Source organism: Olsenella sp. Marseille-QA0557 (genome assembly GCF_965119725.1).
Lineage (GTDB): Bacteria > Actinomycetota > Coriobacteriia > Coriobacteriales > Atopobiaceae > Coprovicinus > Coprovicinus avistercoris.
Genome location: NZ_CBCPMI010000001.1, coordinates 76,918 through 98,541, shown reverse-complemented (window position 1 = coordinate 98,541; position 21,624 = coordinate 76,918). Strand labels below are relative to the sequence as shown.

General features: G+C 50.6%; 19 protein-coding genes. 15 read left to right on the top strand and 4 right to left on the bottom strand.

Annotation, left to right across the window (positions count from 1 at the left end; genetic code table 11):
* The first annotated feature begins 93 nt into the window (after positions 1 to 93).
* From ACQY6Y_RS00455 to ACQY6Y_RS00425, 7 genes are all read left to right on the top strand, one after another.
* On the top strand, positions 94 to 1,800 hold the full coding sequence (locus tag ACQY6Y_RS00455) for a hypothetical protein (protein WP_428378344.1): 1,707 nt from the start codon (positions 94 to 96) through the stop codon (positions 1,798 to 1,800).
* Positions 1,784 to 2,869, top strand: coding sequence for a pectinesterase family protein (locus tag ACQY6Y_RS00450; protein WP_428379927.1), 1,086 nt, complete (start codon positions 1,784 to 1,786; stop codon positions 2,867 to 2,869). The genes ACQY6Y_RS00455 and ACQY6Y_RS00450 overlap by 17 nt, the downstream gene beginning before the upstream one ends.
* Positions 2,870 to 3,059: 190 nt before the next feature.
* A complete protein-coding gene (locus ACQY6Y_RS00445) occupies positions 3,060 to 3,623 on the top strand; it encodes a hypothetical protein (protein ID WP_428378343.1) in 564 nt (187 codons plus the stop codon).
* Positions 3,624 to 3,706: 83 nt separating this feature from the next.
* On the top strand, positions 3,707 to 5,470 hold the full coding sequence (thrS, locus tag ACQY6Y_RS00440) for a threonine--tRNA ligase (protein WP_428378342.1): 1,764 nt from the start codon (positions 3,707 to 3,709) through the stop codon (positions 5,468 to 5,470).
* Positions 5,471 to 5,472: 2 nt separating this feature from the next.
* On the top strand, positions 5,473 to 5,832 hold the full coding sequence (locus ACQY6Y_RS00435) for a PLP-dependent transferase (RefSeq protein ID WP_428378341.1): 360 nt from the start codon (positions 5,473 to 5,475) through the stop codon (positions 5,830 to 5,832).
* Between the two features lie 243 nt (positions 5,833 to 6,075).
* Positions 6,076 to 8,700, top strand: a complete 2,625-nt coding sequence (adhE, locus tag ACQY6Y_RS00430; RefSeq protein ID WP_428378340.1) for a bifunctional acetaldehyde-CoA/alcohol dehydrogenase — start codon at positions 6,076 to 6,078, stop codon at positions 8,698 to 8,700.
* A gap of 39 nt (positions 8,701 to 8,739) precedes the next feature.
* A complete protein-coding gene (locus ACQY6Y_RS00425; protein WP_428378339.1) occupies positions 8,740 to 9,513 on the top strand; it encodes an aminoglycoside phosphotransferase family protein in 774 nt (257 codons plus the stop codon).
* A 393-nt stretch (positions 9,514 to 9,906) separates the two neighbouring features.
* Here the strand turns inward: ACQY6Y_RS00425 and ACQY6Y_RS00420 are convergent, their stop codons facing one another.
* Entirely contained in the window at positions 9,907 to 11,013 is a 1,107-nt protein-coding gene (locus ACQY6Y_RS00420) for an IS110 family transposase (RefSeq protein WP_417147477.1), read from the bottom strand.
* A 369-nt stretch (positions 11,014 to 11,382) separates the two neighbouring features.
* Between ACQY6Y_RS00420 and ACQY6Y_RS00415 the strand changes: the two genes are divergently transcribed.
* Positions 11,383 to 12,075: a hypothetical protein gene (locus tag ACQY6Y_RS00415; RefSeq protein ID WP_428378338.1), complete on the top strand. Its 693-nt coding sequence runs from the start codon at positions 11,383 to 11,385 to the stop codon at positions 12,073 to 12,075.
* On the opposite strand, the gene ACQY6Y_RS00410 is transcribed toward ACQY6Y_RS00415, so the two are convergent.
* The 3 genes from ACQY6Y_RS00410 to ACQY6Y_RS00400 are packed head-to-tail and all read right to left on the bottom strand — an operon-like array spanning position 12,072 to position 13,949.
* Positions 12,072 to 12,629, bottom strand: coding sequence for a dihydrofolate reductase (locus ACQY6Y_RS00410; protein ID WP_428378337.1), 558 nt, complete (start codon positions 12,627 to 12,629; stop codon positions 12,072 to 12,074). The genes ACQY6Y_RS00415 and ACQY6Y_RS00410 overlap by 4 nt on opposite strands.
* Positions 12,630 to 12,652: 23 nt before the next feature.
* On the bottom strand, positions 12,653 to 13,501 hold the full coding sequence (gene thyA, locus ACQY6Y_RS00405) for a thymidylate synthase (RefSeq protein WP_428378336.1): 849 nt from the start codon (positions 13,499 to 13,501) through the stop codon (positions 12,653 to 12,655).
* Positions 13,502 to 13,523: 22 nt separating this feature from the next.
* Positions 13,524 to 13,949, bottom strand: coding sequence for a (deoxy)nucleoside triphosphate pyrophosphohydrolase (locus ACQY6Y_RS00400; RefSeq protein ID WP_428378335.1), 426 nt, complete (start codon positions 13,947 to 13,949; stop codon positions 13,524 to 13,526).
* A gap of 216 nt (positions 13,950 to 14,165) precedes the next feature.
* Between ACQY6Y_RS00400 and ACQY6Y_RS00395 the strand changes: the two genes are divergently transcribed.
* From ACQY6Y_RS00395 to ACQY6Y_RS00365, 7 genes are all read left to right on the top strand, one after another.
* Entirely contained in the window at positions 14,166 to 14,930 is a 765-nt protein-coding gene (locus tag ACQY6Y_RS00395; RefSeq protein ID WP_428378334.1) for a 6-phosphogluconolactonase, read from the top strand.
* A gap of 10 nt (positions 14,931 to 14,940) precedes the next feature.
* Positions 14,941 to 15,414, top strand: coding sequence for a PTS system mannose/fructose/N-acetylgalactosamine-transporter subunit IIB (locus ACQY6Y_RS00390; protein WP_428378333.1), 474 nt, complete (start codon positions 14,941 to 14,943; stop codon positions 15,412 to 15,414).
* Between the two features lie 9 nt (positions 15,415 to 15,423).
* Complete coding sequence (locus tag ACQY6Y_RS00385) at positions 15,424 to 17,001, top strand: PTS system mannose/fructose/sorbose family transporter subunit IID (protein ID WP_428378332.1); 1,578 nt, start codon at positions 15,424 to 15,426, stop codon at positions 16,999 to 17,001.
* Between the two features lie 45 nt (positions 17,002 to 17,046).
* Positions 17,047 to 17,847, top strand: a complete 801-nt coding sequence (locus ACQY6Y_RS00380; RefSeq protein WP_428378331.1) for a metallophosphoesterase family protein — start codon at positions 17,047 to 17,049, stop codon at positions 17,845 to 17,847.
* Complete coding sequence (locus ACQY6Y_RS00375; RefSeq protein WP_428378330.1) at positions 17,822 to 19,015, top strand: glycerate kinase family protein; 1,194 nt, start codon at positions 17,822 to 17,824, stop codon at positions 19,013 to 19,015. The genes ACQY6Y_RS00380 and ACQY6Y_RS00375 overlap by 26 nt, the downstream gene beginning before the upstream one ends.
* Before the next feature lie 47 nt (positions 19,016 to 19,062).
* Complete coding sequence (locus ACQY6Y_RS00370) at positions 19,063 to 20,259, top strand: SGNH/GDSL hydrolase family protein (RefSeq protein ID WP_428378329.1); 1,197 nt, start codon at positions 19,063 to 19,065, stop codon at positions 20,257 to 20,259.
* A 76-nt stretch (positions 20,260 to 20,335) separates the two neighbouring features.
* Positions 20,336 to 21,583, top strand: coding sequence for a deoxyguanosinetriphosphate triphosphohydrolase family protein (locus ACQY6Y_RS00365; RefSeq protein WP_428378328.1), 1,248 nt, complete (start codon positions 20,336 to 20,338; stop codon positions 21,581 to 21,583).
* Positions 21,584 to 21,624: the final 41 nt, after the last annotated feature.

The window sequence follows — 21,624 nt, the reverse complement described above, 5'->3', positions numbered from 1 at the left end:
TCGGAAGCAATACAATAAAAACCTATGTGCAGTGTAGTAACACTTCTGCTACGCATACGAGAGGCAAGGTTTGTATAAGAGAGGTGGTCGTGCGTGAACGTTTGCACGAAGCGTAGGTTTGGGCTTGTTGCAATTGCCTTGATGGGCGTAGCTTTAGTGCTGTCGCTTATGAGGCTTCCGGGTACTGTTCTTGCTGATGAGAATTCAAATCCTGCAGATGTGGCGTGGAACTTTAATCCTAATGTGTCTACGGATTTGGTGGACATGACTTTTGAAGGCAAGATAGGTGATTGGCAGGGCATTCATATTGATGCCACCAATGGAAAGTTTAGTCCCCGTACCGACAATGGGGACACACAGATCAACCCTGGTACAAAACTGAGCTTATCTGCTGAGAATAGCGAGCATGGGGCAACGCTCACGCTGACTGGAAGTGGAAATGCGCCGGGTGTTTCGTGTACGTGTGGTGGCACGGATATACAAGGGGAGGTTTCTGGCAAGAGCATCTCCTTTGAGATTCCTGAATCGGGAGGAGATATTAACCTCTCCTTTAATTCTCAATCATACCTCTCTTATATGAGCCTTACGTATATCGTTCCGTTTCCTGGTGATCCTACAGACGTTGCTGTAAAAGACACCACATGGGATTTAAGTAATCTCAGTGAGACAGACCAGTCTTTCCAAAATAGTGGAATCCAGCGCGGCGAGGTTGATGGCCTTAAGATTGATGCTTCTGGGAGCGAAGCAAAATTTGCTCCTCGAGAGGGAGATACACAGGTTAATGCCAATACCGTAATTTATGTCCCTATTGCTCAGTCCGAGTATGGTGCAACTCTTACGATTTCAGGACAGGGTAGTTCGGTTACGGTAAAAGTTGACGATAAAGATGCCAGCTTCAATACACCTATTGACCTCTCAACCACCGAAAATGCTCACTACGTTGCAATTAGTTTCGGAGGTTCTGGCAGCAGCTATATCACGGCTCTCTCTGTAGATTATGCAGAAGATACCAGCACGTACCCTGGTACGCCAGACGTCTCTGCAACTGATACCACCTGGGACCTTACCGGCACAGATGCCGATGCAATTCAAAATGCACGTGGTGACTATGAGAACCTTCGGATAGATGCACTATCCGGAAAATTTGACCCGCGTGAATCAAATACACAAGTAAATCCTGGAACGGTCATTTATGTTCCTATTGCAGCAGATGCTCAGGGTGCTATCTTGCGTATTGAGGGCAATAACAACGGCAATCTTGATATCACCCTCGATGATAGTTTGTTAGGTGGAAACATCGAGCATGAGTCGGTTTCGCTTGGTCGTGACATTGCTATAGATGCAACTAACACACACTACGTGGCCTTAACTTTCTCTGGTGGCAATGGTAATAGTCCAAGTTGCTACCTCTCGTCTATCTCGGTGGATTATGGCTCAGACAAAGCTGAGTCCTACCATGTGGTAACTGTGGGTGCGAATGGTGACTACCAAACCATTAATGAAGCGCTGGCGGATAATGACTCTTCTTTGAAGGACCATCTTGTTCTTTCTATCGCACCAGGCTCATATAACGAGCGTGTGATTATCGATAAAGAGGGTGTTATCTTCCAAAATGCCGATGAAACAAACGAGCACCCTGTCATTATTCACGCTGCCTATTACTCGTCTAACACGTGGGATACTGATGGAACCTACCTCCCGCAAGACAAGTTTGACCTTGGCACCAACGAATGCGCTACCGTATTGGTAAGAGCATCGGGTAAGGGTTTCTCGGCTCCGCGGTATTACCTTCCAGAATGACTACAACCTCGAAGGTTATGGTCACACAGGAGAAGATGATCAAACACCCGCGGTAGCCTTCTGCTCTAATGCCGATAAAATCGATTTTGTCGACTGCAGCTTTATTGGTCGCCAGGATACGCTCTACCTCATGGGGGTGGGTAACCGTGCATCGCTTACCAACTGCTACATTGAGGGCACGGTAGACTTCATCTTTGGTGACGCCGACGCCTATTTCAATGGCTGCTCTATCCACATGGCTTCATTCCCTGGACGCGATAGTGGGTATTTCACAGCGGCTAATACTAAGAGCGGCTATACCGGTCTTGTCTTCTATAACTGCACACTCACGGCAGACCCCTCGCTTACCGATGTAAGCCTTGGTCGTCCATGGCAAAATCTTTGCGCTTACACTTCTCATGTGGATGCCACGGGAAGAACCATCTATAGCGAAATAGATACGAATACGCCCAACCCAGACTATGCAAACATTTCTTCAGCAGTAACCTTTATCGGCTGCACGATGCCGGATAACATCATGCCCGAGCGTTGGAGCCGCTGGACTGGCCATAATGAGGACGGCGATACTGTCTCTATTACTTATGACCCCACGGTTCGTTTTACCGAAATTGGGTGTTTCAACGCCGATGGCACACCGGTGGTTAACAATGACAGCATTGTGCTCGGCAAAGTCATAGACGAGGATGCTGCTCAGAAACTTGAAGATTATCTTTCGAGCATGCTTATTGGTCAGAATGGCTGGAATCCCGCAGAGCTTGCCTTCCAGAATGATGGTGATTTCTGGCTTCCTGCTACTTCCCTCGAACCTGGGCAGCCATCGCAGTCTGAAGACGAAGAAACTGAACAGCCCAATACCGATAACAACGACAAGAACAACAATTCCAATACAACGCAAACCTCTGACACTACAAATCGGGATGAAAACACCTCTCATGCAGAGGAGAGCGTGCTTCCTGCAACAGGTGACACTTATACCGCAGTAGTAGTTGCTGGTGTGGCAGTACTGGCAGGTGCTCTTTTGGGAGCAAGTGCCTATATGCGCACACGTGCAGGCAAACATCAAAACTAATCTGCCTAGTGTTCATCTGCCTGCGTTTGTTGCATAACTCTAAGCCGGGAAATCCTTGCAAGTTTCCCGGCTTTCTTGTGAGGTTTTCGCCCTCGGCTTGCTCTTATTGTGATGCTGCATCCGGTACAAGAACGACGGCACAGTAGTAGAATCTCTTTCTGCTGGTACGTCAAATTTTGGAGCAGCACGTATGAAGAGAACAGCAACTATCGTGAATCTCTGTTTCTGGCTAGTTGTAACGTTGGTAAGTTGCGTCATCTTTGGGCTTTCCCGTAGCTCGCAAACCTCACCTGAACTTGTGGCGCTTTCTATTGTTGCTGCTCCCTGCATTGCCTGCGGTATTGGCGCAGTATTGGGCTGTGTGGTTGCGCTTGTGTATCGCATTGTGCTCCACAGGTGGGTGCGATGGATTGTTCGGCTTGCCGAACTTATTCTTTTGGTGTGGTTTGTAATTTCATTCTTCTCCATGCCTGCAGTAAGTGAGGGAGTAGCTCTTCCGCCTTTTGTACTCTCAGTCTTGTTTCATTCATTCCCCATGCTTTTTGTTTTGTGGGGATTCGCATGTGGTCTTGCTTTTGCACCGGCTGCAGCGACAAAGAAAAAGTCCATTGTTGAGCGACTTTATCGTGCAAGTCCTTTCTCAAAGGATGATTCGCCGCGTAAAAATGCGTGGCAGCGCGAAAAAAATCAGGAAGTTTCTGAAAGTACGCATAAATCCTTGGCAAGCGACCATAATAAGCAAGATACTTTGTAAACATCTTTGCCCTCAGGATGTGGTAAACCTATCCGAGGACTCACCATACACGCTAACCGCGAACCATATAAGGAAGGTTTCGTATGAAGGTTCTATACAACGACGGTCATGTGGATGAGTGTCCGGCAGACGAGGTTACGCACGTTGTTCGTCATAGCGCCGCACACATTATGGCTCAGGCAATCAAGCGTCTCTATCCTGAGGCAGACTTTGCCTATGGTCCTGCCACTGACAATGGTTTTTATTACGATGTAGATCTGCCTGAAGGCCAGAAAATCACAGAAGAAGATTTTCCTGCCATTGAGGCAGAGATGAAAAAAATAGTGAAAGAGAATCTTAAGTTCAGCGTCTATGAGCTTCCTCGTCCTGAAGCCATTGAGCTTATGGAGGAGCGCGGCGAGAAATACAAGGTCGAGCATATTGACGATCTGCCAGACGATGCTCGTATCACCTTCTACCAGCAGGGTGAATACATTGATATGTGCGTAGGTCCCCACCTCACCTATACCAAGGCGCTTAAGGCTTTCAAGCTTACGGGTGTGTCAGGTGCCTACTGGAAGGGTGATAAGAACAATAAGATGCTCACCCGTATCAATGGTACGGCCTTTGCAACAAAAGAAGAACTTGACGAGCACCTGCGTCTGCTTGAAGAGGCCAAGAAGCGTGATCATCGCAAGATTGGTCGCGAGATGGACCTCTTTATGATGAGTGACGAGGCACCAGGCTTCCCGTTCTTCCTTCCTAACGGCATGATTCTGAAGAATGAGCTGCTGCAGTACTGGCGTGAGATCCACCGTAAGGCTGGGTATGTCGAGATTTCCACGCCGCTTATCATGAATAAGCAGCTCTGGAAGACTTCTGGTCATTGGGACCACTACAAGGACAATATGTACTCCACGATGATTGATGATGAGGAGTACTGCATCAAGCCTATGAACTGCCCGGGTGGTGTGCTCGTTTATAAGGCAAAGCCACACAGCTACCGCGAGCTTCCCATTCGTGCCGGCGAGATTGGACTTGTACACCGCCATGAGCTCCGTGGTGCGCTTCACGGTCTTTTCCGTGTGCGTTGCTTCAACCAGGACGATGCACACCTGTTTGTTCGCCCCGACCAGCTTACCGATGAGATTGTAGGTGTGGTAAACCTCATTGACTCGGTGTACCAGAAGTTCGGTTTTACCTATCATCTTGAGCTTTCTACGCGCCCTGAGGACTCCATGGGTTCCGACGAGGATTGGGAGCGCGCTGAGGCAGCGCTCCGCCATGCCCTCGAGATGCTCGGTAAGGATTATGTTGTTAACGAGGGTGACGGCGCCTTCTATGGTCCTAAGATCGACTTCCATCTTGAGGATTCACTTGGTCGTACCTGGCAGTGCGGAACCGTTCAGCTCGATTTCCAGATGCCGCTCAACTTTGACCTTGAGTACACAGATGCAGACGGCTCAAAGAAGCGTCCCATCATGCTGCATCGCGTATGCTTCGGCTCCATTGAGCGCTTTATCGGCATCCTGATTGAGCACTATGCAGGTAAGTTCCCCACTTGGCTTGCTCCAACGCAGGTTAAGGTGCTTCCTGTATCCGAGAAGAGCCGCGACTATGCACGCGCTGTTACCGATGAACTTGAGGCCGCGGGCATCAGAGCTGTGCTCGATGAGCGCGATGAAAAGATCGGCTATAAGATTCGTGAGGCACGCAACATCGATCGTCCGCCCTACATGCTTATCCTTGGTGAAAAGGAGGCCGAGGCAGGCACGATTTCTGTACGCGATCGTACCAACGAGACGCACGTTGCCAATCTCGAAGAATTCATTCTCTCCGTTCGTGATGAGATTGATGAGCGCCGCTAACAATGGGATCGCATGACCTTATAGGTAAAAGGGTATCTGCAGCTGAGGTTGCAGATACCCTTTCTCTTTTTTCGTTGAGTGAGTTGGCACAGAATATGGAACCTGATGCATGGCGTCAGGTGTCAGACGAAGCGCAGACAGTTGCAAACTATCTCATACGTCATCCTCGCGTGAGTGAAGTTCGTTATCCGGGTCTAAAGTCCGATCCGCTTTATGTACAGGCTTCTTGTACCTTGCAGCGGGGTTTTGGTCCTTATGTCGCACTGCGACTCTTTCAGGAGAGCGACTGGATTCTCTGGAAAGCCGAGAGAAACAATCCCTTGCAGGATTGCATTCTGCTTGAAAAAGCGCTGGTGCAATAACAATTATTTTTGAGACTATGCCGCACAAACCTCAATTTAGGTCTGTGCATATTTTGAAAGTATTTTTATGTCCTCTGCAAGTTTATGATGTATGAATACCGGTTTGTGCAGGAGAGCTCTTCTGTTCATGGTATATTTCAGCAGATACCACATTTATGTTAAGCGTGGGGCTCGCCCCGCCATAGTTCTGCAATCCACATGCGCACTTTATGGGCGTGTGGGACAGATATGGGAGGAGAAGGAATGGCAGAGAAGGTGCAGTCCACCATCATCGACAGCGTCGATGCTCTGAACGAACGACTGGCCCAGATGCGCAAGGCGCAGGCCGAGTTCGCAACGTTTACTCAGGAGCAAGTAGACAAGATCTTCTACGAAGCAGCTATGGCTGCTAACAAGGCACGTATTCCACTGGCTAAGATGGCTGTGGAGGAGACGGGCTACGGCATCGTAGAGGACAAGGTTATTAAGAACCACTACGCCTCCGAGTATATTTACAACAAGTACAAGAACATGCAGACGTGCGGTGTTGTGGAGAACGATCCTGCCTTCGGCTACAAGCGCATTGCAGAGCCGATTGGTATTGTCGCCGCCGTTATCCCTACCACTAACCCAACTTCCACTGCAATCTTCAAGACCCTCATTTGCTTGAAGACACGCAACGCAATCATGATCTCTCCGCATCCTCGCGCCAAGGCATGCACCATCGAAGCTGCCCGTATCGTGCGCGATGCTGCAGAGGCTGCAGGTTGCCCCAAGGGTGTTATCGACTGGATTGATGTTCCGTCGCTCGAGCTCACCAACACCCTTATGCACTCTGCCGATACCATCCTTGCTACGGGTGGTCCTGGTATGGTTACCGCCGCTTATTCTTCTGGTAAGCCGGCTTTGGGCGTTGGCCCGGGCAACAACCCTGCCATCATTGATGACACTGCTAACATCGAGCTCTCTGTTAACTCGATTATTCATTCCAAGACGTTCGACAACGGCATGATCTGCGCTACCGAGCAGAACGTAATTGTTCTCGACAAGGTATACGATGCCGTTAAGGCCGAGTTTGAGCGTCGTGGTTGCTACTTCCTCAAGGGCGATGAGATTGCCAAGGTTGGCAATACCGTTATCGTCAACGGTGGCGTTAACGCCAAGATGGTCGGCCAGCCAGCTCCTAAGATTGCTGCTGCTGCCGGTGTTGAGGTTCCCTCTTCAACCAAGGTTCTTATCGGTGAGGTAACTTCTGTTGAGCCTTCCGAGCCTTGGGCCCATGAGAAGCTCACCACCATTCTTGGTATGTATCGCGCAAAGGACTTTGACGATGCTCTTGCCAAGGCTTCTCGTCTTGTTTCCGACGGTGGCTATGGTCACACCGCATCGCTGTTCATCGATACTCGCGAGACCGAGAAGATGGCAAAGCATGCCGAGACGATGAAGGCTTGCCGTCTGCTGGTTAATACTCCGGCTGCTCAGGGTGGTATTGGCGATATCTATAACTTCAAGCTTTCGCCCTCCCTTACGCTGGGCTGCGGCTCCTGGGGTGGCAACTCCGTCTCGGGCAACGTTGGCCCCCAGCACCTGCTCAACTATAAGTCCGTGGCAGAGAGGCGAGAGAACATGCTCTGGTTCCGTGTCCCCGAAAAGGTCTTCTTCAAGAAGGGCTGCATGCCCGTGGCCCTGCGCGAGCTTTCCGAGGTCTACGGCAAGAAGCGCGCATTTATCGTGACCGACTCCTTCCTGTACAAGTCTGGCTTCACCAAGAAGATTGAGGATTCCCTCGACGAGCAGGGTATTGTTTACTCCAGCTTCTGGTCCATCTCCCCAGACCCCAAGCTTCAGGATTGCCTGCGTGGTCTTGAGCAGGTTAAAGCTTTCGAGCCTGATTGCATCATCGCCATTGGTGGCGGCTCCGCTATGGACGCTGGCAAGATTATGTGGATGATGTACGAGCACCCAGAGGCCAAGTTTGAGGATATGGCCATGGACTTCATGGATATCCGCAAGCGTATTTACACCTTCCCCAAGATGGGCGAGAAGGCCTTCTTCGTTGCCATTCCTACCTCTTCGGGTACTGGTTCTGAGGTCACTCCGTTCTCCATCATCACGGATGCCACCACTGGCACGAAGTGGCCGATCGCTGACTACCAGCTCCTGCCCAACATGGCTATTGTCGACACCGACAATATGATGACTCAGCCCAAGGGCCTTACTGCAGCTTCTGGTGTTGACGTTCTTACACACGCTCTTGAGGCGTATGTCTCGGTCATGGCATCTGACTACACCGATGGCATTGCCCTCCGTGCTATGAAGCTCGTTCTTACCTATCTCGAGCGCGCATATGATGACGGCACCGATGTTGAGGCTCGCGATCACATGGCAAACGCTTCCTGCCTCGCTGGTATGGCGTTCGCTAACGCATTCCTCGGTGTGAACCACTCCATGGCTCACAAGCTTGGTGCTTATCACCACATTGCTCATGGTCTGGCAAACGCTGTTATCCTCACTCGCGTTATGCGCTACAACGCTGCTGAGCGTCCGGTGAAGATGGGTACCTTCCCTCAGTACGATCATCCTAAGACCCTTGCTCGCTATGCTGAAGCAGGCCGTTTCTGCGGCATTCAGGGCAAGGACGATCGTGAGGTCTTTGAGAACTTCATTGCTCGTATTGAAGAGCTCAAGGCTCACGTGGGTGTTCCTGAGACAATTGCCGGATTTGGCGTTTCCGAGGAGGACTTCCTCGCTACACTCGACGAGATGAGTGAGAATGCCTTTAACGACCAGTGCACTGGCGCTAACCCGCGTTACCCGCTCATTTCTGAGATCAAGTCGCTGTATCTCGATGCCTTCTATGGCCGCGAGGCAACCAGCTACGAAGACTAGTTAACGAGGGCGTGTTTCGTTGCCCAGAAGGAGGCAGCAATGGAACTTTCTGAAAATAAACAGCTTATCGTTGAGCGTCACAACAAGGCCGTCTATGTTGATGGCGATAGGATTGTCAAAGTGTTTAAGGCTGAAAAGCCTGCTTCTGATGTCTTCAATGAGGCATTGAATATTGCTCGTGTTACCGAGGCTGGTGTTCGTGTTCCTAAGGTCCTCGAGGTATCTCAGGTTGCCGATGGTTCTTGGGCACTCTCCACTGAGTATGTTCCGGGCGTTACTATGCGCTCTTTGATGGATGCTGCCGAAGGTACAGAGGAATACGGTTCGCTGCTTGAGCAGTTCGTTGATTTCCAGATTGAGATTCAGAACACTGAAGCTCCTGAGCTGCTCAAGGACCAGAAGAGCAAAGTCACAAACATGATTGGCAAGGTAAAGGATCTCGATCCTTCCGTTCGTTACGACCTGCAGATGCGTGCAGACCGTATGGCACCGGGTCGTAGTATTTGCCACTGTGACTTCAACCCCTCCAACGTTATTGTTACGGAGGATGGCATGCTGTATGCCTGCGACTGGACGCACGTTACCCGTGGCTTGCCTGAGGCAGATGCTGCAATGACCTACATCCTTTTCAAGATGTATCACGAGCTTCATGCAGATGCATATCTGGATCTCTTCTCCAAGAAGGCAGATATTGCAAAGCAGAAGATTCATTACTGGGTGCCTGTTATGGCTGCAGCTGAGCTTTCGCGCAATCGTAAGGATAAGGAAGAGTTCCTTCGTGGTCAGGTTGATGCAGCAACCGATATTGATTAAGCGAACAGCTTGATTGCTCTTTAGTTATCTGAAGAGATTTAGTTTGAGGGACCCGTCACTTTGACGGGTCCCTTTTTAATATGAGCTGAACATTGTCAAGAGGCAAAACCGGCCCGCCCCCTCCGGAGCTATCGGAGGCGGCGGGCCTACCTATCTTCGCCCGGGACCGGCGCTACCTGAGGGCGTGTCTGTTCGACGCACGTCTGGCATTCTAATATCCGCGCATGGCCTCCTCGGCTGCGCATTTCGTTGCTACGGCTGGGGGCCTCGACCGAAGTCTGTTGGCGGGCGTGGCGGTGCCCCGCTGCCCATAAAAAAAGACTCGAGTGGCCTCCCAACGGCCTCGAACGGCAGCGGTCCTCGGGGTCGGAACCTGTCTTTCCCGGCGGGGTGCTACGCCACGGCCATCCTCGCTATAGCCCACACCCAGCACGCCATCTCCCGCGCCGTGGCGCAGTTGGCGACGACGGGCTTCTTCCCGGCCGCGGACATCGCCTCCCGGCGGTCTTGGAGCCTCCTGTTGCACTTCGCCGCGTGGCGCCTCACCGCCGGCGCGACCTCCTGGTCGGATGCGAGCGGCTTAGCCTCCCGCGACGACATCGGTACGTGCCAGGCCGCCTCGACGAGCGCCGAGCGCACGTGGGCGTTGCCCGCGCGCGTGATCCCTCCCCTCGACAACGTCTCGCCGCTCGAGTGCTCCGAGGGCGTGAGGCCGCACCACGACGCGAACTCGGGCGCCGTGCGGAACCTCGAGAAGTCGCCGGCCTCGCAGGCGAGCAGGAAGGCGGTGGCGACGTCGACGCCCTTCACGCACCTGAGGGCGTCGACGGCTGGCTTCCACCCCGGGCGTCCCGCGGACTCGGCGACCCTCCTCGCCAGCGCATCTCGCGCCTCCTGGCAGCGCCTCACGCAGTCGCGGTAGTGCTCGTAGGCTGCGGCGTCGTCTGCCTCGGCGAACTCGATCGCGTCGGCCCACCTCCAGTAGGCGCGCGTCCAGTTCCCCTTGCGCGCGCCGGTCGGCGTGGTCTCGTCGAAGACGTGCCCGTGGCGCAGCAGGAACTTGGACATCCGCTGCTTGGCGCGCTGGAGGTCGTCGCGGGCGTCGGCAAGGGCACGCGAAAGGTCGCGGGCGGCCTCGGTGCTCTCGTCGGGTACCCAGACCTCCACGACGTTACGAGTGGCGAGCAGGCGGGCCAGGAACTCGGCGTCGCGTCGGTCGGTCTTCCTGCCGCGGTCCGCGGCAGGCCGCTGCATCTTTGAGACAGCGCCGACGACGCAGTCCAGCCCGAGCGCGCGCAGCGTCCGGCACAGGTGGAAGCCGGTAACCCCAGACTCGTAGACCGCCCTGGGCTCCTCGAAGCTGAGTGCCCACTCGGCGATCGCTGCCGGGTCGTAGCCGAACGACGCGCGCTCGCACTCGCCGCTCATGGGATTTAGGGCGAAGGCCTTGATGCTGCGGGCGTGAACGTCGAGGCCGATAGCTGTGACATAATTGGACATGGTGCCCTCCTCCGTCGCATGTGGCGCGCGGCCACGGTTGGTGGTACGACCATTGTCGCCCGACCCACGGAACTGCGACAGGGGGAGGGCCCAATGTTCAGCTCATATCGTCTGTGAGCTTAATGCGACACTGCAATACCATTGCATAAGCGGATAGACAACTTCGTGAACCTTAAAAGCTTATGCAACGTGAGACATCCGGACCGTTCCCCGGTATCACAAACCCGTTAGAGTTAGATTTTGGTAAGACCATACAATCTCAGGTAAGCTTTATTTCAGCGAGTCTTTAACCTGACTATGCACGGTAGGTTAGATTCGCGTTTAACCTCTTGAGAAAGGCTCGCTATGAATAAACGAAATAGAGTACTCGTGGGTATCCTGTCTTTGATAATGGCTTTATCGCTTGCATTTGGATTAAGCGCCTGTGGCGGTTCTGCAGATGATGAGGCTGTAAAGGATGAAGCTGCCGAAAAGAAGGACGATACCGAAAAGGACGACAACGAAAAAAGCGATCGAGCCAGCAAGGCCGATGATGAAGATGATATCGAGCAGCAGGTAGATGCTACGTTCTCGATGCTTAGCGCGCTTGATGAAGATGATGTGCGAGATGTCTTCGGTAGGGATACGTGCCAAGAAATGGAATCGATGGGTATTGATCCTTACGAGTTTTATCAGGCGCTTTTTTCTAACTTTGATTACTCCATCGACGATATACGTGTTGATGGCGATGAGGCAACAGTAGAACTCACCGTAAGCAATGTCGATATAGACGAGGCATTGGTTGATTTTGAGGATGTACTTCAGGAGTGGGCTGGGACTCAAGAAGCGGTCGATATATACAATCAGGGTGGTGAGGATGCCCTGATGGCTGCTGGAATGCAGCTGTTTGTCGATATGCTGTCCAGCGGCGAAGTAACCACCTTTACCTCAGAGATTACGATTGATATGGAGCGCACTTCGGGAGGAGCATGGGACTTCAGTGATCCCGATCAGGTTGCTACAGCCCTCTTTGGAGAATCTCAGGAAATCAATACCGATCTTGGTGATGTCATCAACGTTTAGTCCATTGCCGTCTGCTCGTACGTAACATATTCAAATGCAACGCCTTCAGACGTTGTGAGTGTATCTCCGTGCTCGTCAGTGGTAATGCGCTGGCGAGCACACCATTGCGAAGCATCATCTAAGTTGGGAAAGAACGTGTCTGCAGGACGGACACAGTGATTTATTGTGACAATAGCTTTTGAGCAGTAGGGAAGCAGTGCGCGATACGTGGCCCCACCGCCAATAACCCAGGTAAGATCCGTGCCAGCTAACGCAAGTGCTTCTTCAAGTGTGGAGGCAACTTCAATATCACTGCGCTTGGCAAGCTCTTGGCTTTGGGTGAGTACGATATTTCGCCGGTGCGGCAGTGGGCGAGAACCCGGAAAGCTCTCGAGTGTTTTTCTGCCCATAAGAACCGTATGATCCCAGGTTAGTTCTTTAAAATGGCGCATATCGGCAGAGTTGCGTACCAAAAGCCCACCATGAAACCCTATGCCCCAGTCCTCGCAAACAGCGACAAGGGCATATACATTGGGTTGGGGAGTACCTTTTGGCGTGGCATCAAACATACTCATAGTGCCCTTATCCTTACGAATTCCTATACAGCAATGGGGATATTGCGAACTTGTGGTCCATGCTCGTAGTTCTCAACGATAAGATCATCGGTGGTAAAGTCGTAGAAATTCGTGACCTCTGGGTTGAGGGATACATGAGGAGCCGGGTAGTGCGGGCGTGAGATAAGTTCACGAATAATATCTACATGGCGATCATAGATATGAGCATCAGCAATAACGTGCACCAGCTCGCCAGCAATCATGCCGGCATGTTGTGCAACCATCATTAAGAGCAAAGCATACTGACATACATTCCAATTGTTTGCCGCAAGAACATCCTGACTACGCTGGTTAAGAAGAAGGTTGAGCGTAGGACGATCGTCTCCAGGGTGTTGAGTCACGTTATAGGTACAGCTATAGGCGCAAGGGTAGAGATTCATTTCAGACAGGTCTGAAAAGACATACGTGTTGGTCATAATGCGACGTGAATATGGTGTGTGCTCAAGATTGAAGAGCACGCGATCCATTTGGTCAAAATCGCCTTCCGGATAATGGCTTTTTTGGGCTATCTGATATCCATATGCCTTGCCAATGGAGCCGTCGTTATCTGCCCATTCATCCCAAATGTGTGAATGAAGATCATGGATATTGTTTGACTTGCGCTGGTAAATCCAAAGAACCTCATCCATGCAACTTTTCAGTGCGGTGCGACGGAGCGTAATAGCTGGAAATTCTTCGCGAAGATCATAGCGATTAACCACGCCGAAGCGCTTTATTGTGTAGGCAGGCGTTCCATCCTCCCAGTGTGGACGAACGCGTTCTCCCTCGGTTGTTGTCCCATTTTCGAGAATATCGCTACACATTGAGACAAACAGATCGTCGGCTTTGCTCATGAGCTATCTCCTTGTGCTCAGATTAAAAGGGTTCCGTTGCAAAGATGGTGTCCCAGGCAAAAGCAAGACTTTGTACAAGGTTCTGATCAGCAGGCAACCAGGTTAGGCTGGCAAGCTCTTCTTGTGTGACCCAACGAATCTCTTCATGCTCTAGAGCCTGAGGTTCTTCTCCCTGAGCTAAAAAGCATACATAACAGTCCATAGAGAGGTGAAATGTTGGATAGTCATACTCAACGGTGTCGTAATAGTAGGTTGTGCTCAGTTTTGCTCCGAGTTCCTCGAGCGCTTCTCGGCGGCAGGCATCAAAAGCTGTTTCACCTTCTTTAACCTTTCCTCCGGGAAATTCCCACATGCCAGCAAACTCACCTTGAGAGCGTTTGCAGGCAAGAACAGCGCCGTCTTTCGAGATAATTGCGGCAGCTACCCGTATGGTATTGAGTTCAGACATATCTATCCCCTCAATGCATGAAAAACTAGTCTGAATATCTATAGCACAGGAACTCTAGTATGGGTTTTTGAACCATAAGGTTTCACAGGTCATTCGTCTCCCGACGTGTCTCTGCCATATGCCGATTCAACTAGATAGCATTGATACCTTTTCATACCAATACTCTACGATGCTACTCGGTGGTTCCAATCCCTGTGTATTCCGTGGAGGTATCTTATGCGTTTTATCGTGACAAAAGACTACGAAGAGCTCAGCCACGTAATGATGCATCAAATGCTGCGGCGCATGTATGGCGATGATGAGCGTATTAACATTGCCATTACTACGGGAAGAACGCCGGTTGATGGCTACAAGCTGCTTGCTAAAGAGGTTTGTGACAAGCCTTGGTTTGATAACGTGCACTATTACGTCTTTGACGAATTTTGGATTCATGATCCAGAGGGTGGCCCGGATATTCCCGACTGCAAAGTAAGCCTTGACCGCAAGTATTTTGATCGAGCGCATATTGCACCAGACCATATTCATACCCTTGATTACGACAATTATCAGACCTTCGATGATGACATCAAGGAACTCGGTGGACTTGATACCGTCATTATGGGCGTAGGTGTTAATGGCCATTTTACGGGCAACCAGCCTGGAACCTTCTCTTCCTGGGATGAGGAAACACACCTCATTCCTATTCTGGAGAGCCCTGAAGACTGTGTTACCCATGTTGTGGAAACAATTCTGCACGAGGATTTCCACACCGACGACATGTCACTTCTGCCAAGCCACTACATAACAATGGGCCCCAAAACCATTATGGATGCACGCCACATCATCTTCCTTTTCTCCGGCGAAGAAAAAGCAGATGCGGTACATCGTGCCTTTTTTGAGCCAATTTCAACGGACTTCCCCGTTTCAATTTTCCAGCTGCACCCCGATGTGACAGTTATTCTCGACGAAGCGGCAGCTTCCAAAGTCCGTGATCTTTTGTAGGGAGAAAGTTATGCTTGCGCTGTTTAGGATTGATTCACGTCTTCTGCATTTTCAGACATCAAAAGTTTGGCCAGCAAAACTCGGTGCCGACACAATTGTTGTAGCAAACGATGCAGTGGTTGGTGATGCTTTGCGCTCAAGTTTGATGCGCATGTCGGCCCCGTCATCTTGCGCATTAGAAATATTGACTATTGAGGATGCTGCACGCCGCCTTGGACCAGGGGGCGACCTTGAGGCTCGTACTGTCGAGCTTCTTGTTGATTCCACCGATGATGCTTTGCGTATGGCTCGTCTGCTTCCTGAAGCTCGTGAGCTCAATGCAGCTCTTCTGCCTGGTGGGGAAGGCAAAACTATGATCACACCATCGTTAGGTATCTCAGAAAACGATCGGGAAAACCTGAAGACGCTGCTTGACGAAGGTGTTGATGTCCAGGCTTTTGTAACACCAGAAGATCGCCGCGTATCTATTGCAGGCTTGATTTAGGGAGAAGCTATGCCAGTGCCGTTTGCCCTTGCACTTATCTATGCCCTTATGTGGGCTGTCGATAACCTTGCCGGCGGAACATACATGGATCGTCCCATTGTCTGCTGTCCGCTGGTGGGACTTGTGTTGGGTGACGCGCTGACAGGACTCATTATTGGCGGCTTCATGGAGCTCGCCTGGATGGGTATGTTGAGTTTTGCTGGCGTTATAGATTCTGAACCACGTTTTGGTGCTATTCCGGGTGCCTGTGCTGCTTTGGCTGGTGGATTTGGCCCAGGCGTGGCCCTGCTTGTTGCTATTCCTTTTGCCTATTTGGGCGGCTTTATTTCAAGCAGATATAACTCTCTTAACGGATCTGTGATGGCACGTTGGTGTGACCCATGGGCCAGTGAAGGTAATCTGAAAGCGATCTGTCGGTATCATCTTGCCGTTGGCTTTATCAAATGTCTCATCATGTCTGCCGTCATGTGTCTGTGTGGCTTTGTAGTACTCGGCCCAATTGTCACGGCACTTTCTATGGTTCCTGCAGCGGCGTTAAATGGCTTAGAGCTAGCCGCAGGACTGCTTCCGGCTGTGGCGCTTGCATGCATGCTCAATCTTCTCTGGGATCGTCGATTTGTTCCGCTCTTTTTTGCGGGATTTGCTTTGAGCGCCTATGTGGGAGCAAGTACGCCAGCAGTTGCTGTACTGGCTATCGCTTTGGCTTTGACCTGGGCTTTTATGAGTAAGAGCTCAGCGCCATCTCAGAAAAAGGTGAGCGACAAGCTTCCTGGCGAGAAGTATGGTGTTACCAAGCGTGATATTCGCTCAATGTTTTGGCGCAGTTTGCCAATAGAGATCTCATATAACACTGAGCGTGAACATAACATGTTGTATGTCTTTAGCCTGGCTCCAATTCTGCGCAAGATTTATGCCAATGATAAAGATGCATTAACCGAGGCGCTTGTGCGCCACATGAAATTTCAAAATACGACGCCACAGATTGAACCGTTAGAAATAGGTGTTGTCGCATCGCTTGAAGTCATGAATGCAGAAGCAAACAACACGATGGGAGCTGCTATTGAGGCAGCCAAAGAGACCATGATGGGTCCCATGGGCATTGTTGGAGACACGCTTTTCCACTCGGGAGGATTTCGTGTGCTCTCAGCAAGCTTGGGAGCTGCTCTTGCTCTCTCCGGTAATCCATTGGGTCTGGTGGTGTATTGCTTGGTCTTCAATATCCCAAATTATCTTGTCCATTGGTTTGGAATTCGCTTTGGTTTTGAAGATGGTACCGGCGTTATGGAACTATTGGCAGGTTCAGGGCTTATCCAAAAGATTAGCGATGTTTGCTGTGTGGTGTGTACAGCTGTAGTAGGAAGCTTAGTTGCACTCTATGTGAATGTACCCGTTGTGACTCCGCTGGCTCAGAGCGCTACGTTCGAAGTATTTGTTCAGCTTATGGCAGGTATTTGTCCGGCTTTTGCAAGTCTTGCGGCAGTGTGGCTTTTTGTGTGGTTGCTGCGCTCTCGAGGGCTAAATTCGTCAGTGCTCATGCTTCTCCTGTTAGTTATAGGGGCTTTGTTTGGAATGATCGGCATCTTATAACCGCAGAACAGACGGCTTGCTATGCTATCTCTTTAAGGAGGTAGCATGGCAACGTATGTCCTAAGCGATATTCACGGACGTCTCGCCACGTTTGACCGGATGCTTGAACAACTGGCTTTTGGTGATGATGACCAGCTATTTGTTCTGGGAGATATGGTTGATCGTGGGTCGGATCCTGTGGGTGTTCTGCGTCATATTCGCGCACTTCCCAATGCGCGCGTTCTTCGTGGCAATCATGAAGAGTTGATGCTTGATGCACTCAATCATCCTAAAGATGCCTTAGCGCAGGACAATTGGGCGCGCAATGGAGGCATTTCAACGGCGCTTGGGCTGTCATCATGTGCAGATGAGGAACGCATTGAGCTCATCGATTGGATCTCATCGCTTCCAACATATGCCTATACCTTCATAGATGGCCGTCCCTATCTGTTCGCACATGCAGGAATACGTCCCGGTGTAGGCCGTGTGCCGTCACTCTGGGATGAAAAGGGTTGTGAGTTTTATTTGGCTTCACAAAGCTCAGAGGATCTTATCTGGATAAGGGAAGATTTCTGGTCACGTCCCACTGGACTGATAGTACAAGACGGAACGGGTCCAGTGGTTATTGCTGGTCATACTCCTGTTGTTTTTGCTGAGAAGCTCTGCGACCTGCCAAATAATGCAGCGATAAACGAAGAAGGTTTTGCACAAATTCTTTACTGCGGTCGCTGTGAGGCTACTGGCTTTGTTGCTGATCGCATTGATATTGATTGTTGTGGAGCTGCAGGAGCAGGCTTTGGTCGCTTGGGAACACTCAGACTCGATGATGGAGCAGAGTTTTATGAAGCGGTGCGCGATGGTGAATAGTTCAGCTGAAGCTCCAACTATCATCCTTGCACCCGATTCCTTTAAGGGAACGCTTTCTTCCGCTGAGGTTTCTGCTGGGATAAAAGAAGTGTTGGATGAGCTCATGCCGCATGCAAATGTAGCTCGCATAATCATGGCAGACGGTGGTGAGGGTACGCTTAGCGCTTTGGCATCGAGTATGCCGCTGACAATCCAATCAAATATTGTTATGGATCCGTTAGGACATCCTCACACAGCAAAATGGGGCTTTATGCCCGAACGTAAAATAGCAGTTGTGGAGATGGCCGAGGCATCTGGCCTTACGTTGGTAAATCCATCACAAAAAGATCCACTGCAAGCTACGAGCTATGGCACCGGAGAGCTTATTCGCGCGGCTTTGGATGAAGGTGCAACCACTGTTCTCATCGGTATTGGAGGAAGTGCTACCAACGATGGGGGTATGGGAGTGCTTTCTGCTTTAGGCATGCGCTTCCTAGATTCCTGTGGCTGCGAATTACCACCTTGTGGTGCATCGCTCGCACATGTTTCCTCAATTGATTATTCCGAACTAGACGCACGGATTAAGCAAACGTCTTTTCGAGTTATGTGCGATGTTGATAATCCCTTGGTAGGACCACGTGGTGCAACAGCGGTATTTGGACCACAAAAAGGAGTTACCGATTCAAACTTCGAAATACTCGAACAAGGTATGACTTCTTATGCCGCTCTTCTCGAAAAGATCTTTGGGGAAGATGTTGCATCAATGCCAGGGGCTGGTGCTGCTGGAGGTTTGGGTTGTGCGCTTCATACCTTTCTTGGAGCAGAACTTGTCAGTGGCGCATCATGCATCCTTGATCTTGCGAATTTTGATGAGCTTCTCAGAGAATCTTCATTTTGTATTACAGGAGAAGGTCATCTTGATGCGCAAACAGCAGGGGGCAAAGCGGTAGCAGTGGTTGCTGAGCGCTGTGCAAAGTTCCAGGTGCCTTGCTTTGTTATTGCTGGTGGCAGTGATGCAACGCCAGAGGACCTGCGAACAATGGGCCTTGCTGCACTTGAAACGTGTGATGGAGGCGGCAGAGGCCATGATGAGGCTCTGTTATACCCTCGTCAAACACTCCTTGAGGCTGCTCGACGACTCATCATTCGTCTTCTCAATGGTGAGTTTGATGTTCCTTTGTCGGTCTGAGGTAAAACGTGAGAAAATGACCGGGCTATACAAAGGAAAGGTGAGGGATGGAACTAGTCCAAAGATTGGAGACGCCCGGAGCTCGGGCGGGCCTGATTGGTGTATCAGCCGCATCATTTCTCCATGGTGTGGTTGCTACGACTCATGAAGGAATGGGCTGGGTACGTCCCTGGCGTTTTACCTCACAGCAGGTTCGGTCAATTTCGAGCTGTTTGGCATGGCATCCCGGACTCTATCGGCAGATGGCTTTTTGTACAGCAGGAATATGGCTTGAATTTGATACTGATGCATCTGAGATAGCTCTCGAAGTGCAGCTTGATGAAGAGAGTCATGGTACGGCTGAGTCTCTTCAGCTTGTAGATGGCGATGGTCCCCGACGTATACATGATGGTTTCTCGGTAACCGTGGGCACAACACATGCTGCTCCCATTATTCCTATACGTGTTGGGGAGGGGAAAGAAGCTACAACTGTTGTAGCTTTTTCTCTTTCAGAGATTGCAACTACACCGGTTCCTGCTGGTATTCAGCATCTTCCTGGTATTGGAGAAATGCGGCGCGTGCGCCTGTTCCTGCCCTGTTTAAGAGGATGCATTATACGAACACTTTTCGCATCACCCTCATCACAACTTATCCCTGTTCCTGAGCGACCTTTGCTGCTGGTATTAGGAGATTCGCTGGCACAAGGTTTTGTGTGTGACGATCCGGCATTTGCTTGGCCCACACTTGTTGCGGACGAGCTTGGCCTTGATGTAGTCAACCAAGGTGTTGGTGGGCAAGTTGTCCAAGTTAGCTCTATAGCGGATGTGCCAAAACGAGTTTCTCCGGCAATGGTCATAGTGGAATATGGTGGCAATTATCGCTATGAGCCCTGTCGTGCAGACGTGGTTCGTCGAGAAATCAAAACGTATCTCGATCTTGTTGAGCGTGCGTGGCCTACCGTACCTTGCACTGTTATGTCTACGACTTGGTTTTCTGAGAAACGCTGGTCTACGCATCCACGCAGTTGCTTTCCTGAGGTCGCATCTTTTCTTAAAGAGGCTGCACAGAACCATAAAAATATGTCTTTTATTGATGGTATGGAGCTGTTGGGTGCGCGTGATGCACATTTGCTTGCCGATGGGTTAGAGCATCCAAATGCAGAAGGAAATAAGCTCATTGCCAAGCGTCTGTTAGCTCACTTGCACAAAGAAATGCCTCAAAAAACGTGCAAAAATGCACCACTCCCTCTCGATTTTGCCGAATAACTCTAACGAACACCCCTCCATTTTTGTCCGCCTTGTTGGGTACAGTAGGGCCATAACATCATTTTGAGGAGGATGTATGAGCGTAACTTTTAACCGCTGCGCCCCTAACTTACCCCTTGAGCTTTCTTCTGCTGCGTCTGCTCAAGTTGCAGAAACGCTTCGTCGTGGTGTGCCAGGGCCACATGCTTGCCCATCGAATGCAGCTATTCGTAGAGAGACGTGCGAACGTGACGAACAAAGCCCCCTGCGTCCTGCATTTGTGAGAGATGCCGAGAAGATCGTGCATATTCCTGCGTACAATCGCCTTTCAGGCAAAACGCAAGTCTTCTCATTTCGTGCGAATGATGATCTTGCACGGCGTGGTTTGCATGTTCAACTTGTTGCGCGTGTTGCACGCGATATTGGTCGTGCTTTAGGTCTCAATTTAGACCTTATTGAGGCTATTGCACTTGCCCATGATTTGGGGCATACCCCTTTTGGTCATGCGGGGGAGCGCTTCTTATCTGAGGTATATCATCGTCGCACAGGGCGTTGGTTTTTCCATAATGTCCAAAGTGTTCGTGTAGCCGACACTCTTTGTGGTCGCAATGTATCTCTGCAAGTGCTTGATGGCGTGCTCTGCCATAACGGTGAGTTTGAACAGCAAGTTTTTGAAACGAGCAGCCTCTCAGATTTTCTGACATTTGATGAGACGGTCGAGGATTGCTGGGAGCGTGGTGCTACTCGTATTAATCATTTACGTCCTATGACGCTTGAAGGTTGTGTCGTGCGCGTTGCCGACATCATTGCTTATGTGGGAAAAGATAGACAAGATGCTATTCGCGCAGGGCTTTTGTCAGAACAAGACTTCGAAGATGGCATGGGTGGAGGCTATAATGCATGGGCTTTATCGGCATTCGTTGTAGACATTGTTGAACACAGCTTGCATGCAGACAAAATTGTTATGAGCGAAGCCGGCTTTTCTGAGATGCGCCGTGCTAAGCGTGAAAACTACGAAAAGATTTATGGAGCAGCTGAGGTCAATGGCGATTTTTCTTCAGATGTTGCAGAGCTGTTTGAAGAGCTTTATTGTCATGAATACGAAGCTCTTGAAGCTGGCGATGAATCTGCTGCAATATTTGCGCATCATATCTTGCCAACCGAGCGCCGTTTGTCGTTCTATGGAAAGCGGTATGCTTGGCAAGAGGATCTCGACCAGACGGTAGTGGATTTTATTTCTGCTATGACTGATGATTATTTTATTGCCACGTGTGAGAAGCTTTTTCCAGCTGCGTCATCGCTCTTCCCATATCGGGGCTACTTTGTCGAGGGTGTACATGCATAACATAGTTCTTGTTTGCTTTGAGTTTTACTATGGCCGTTTCA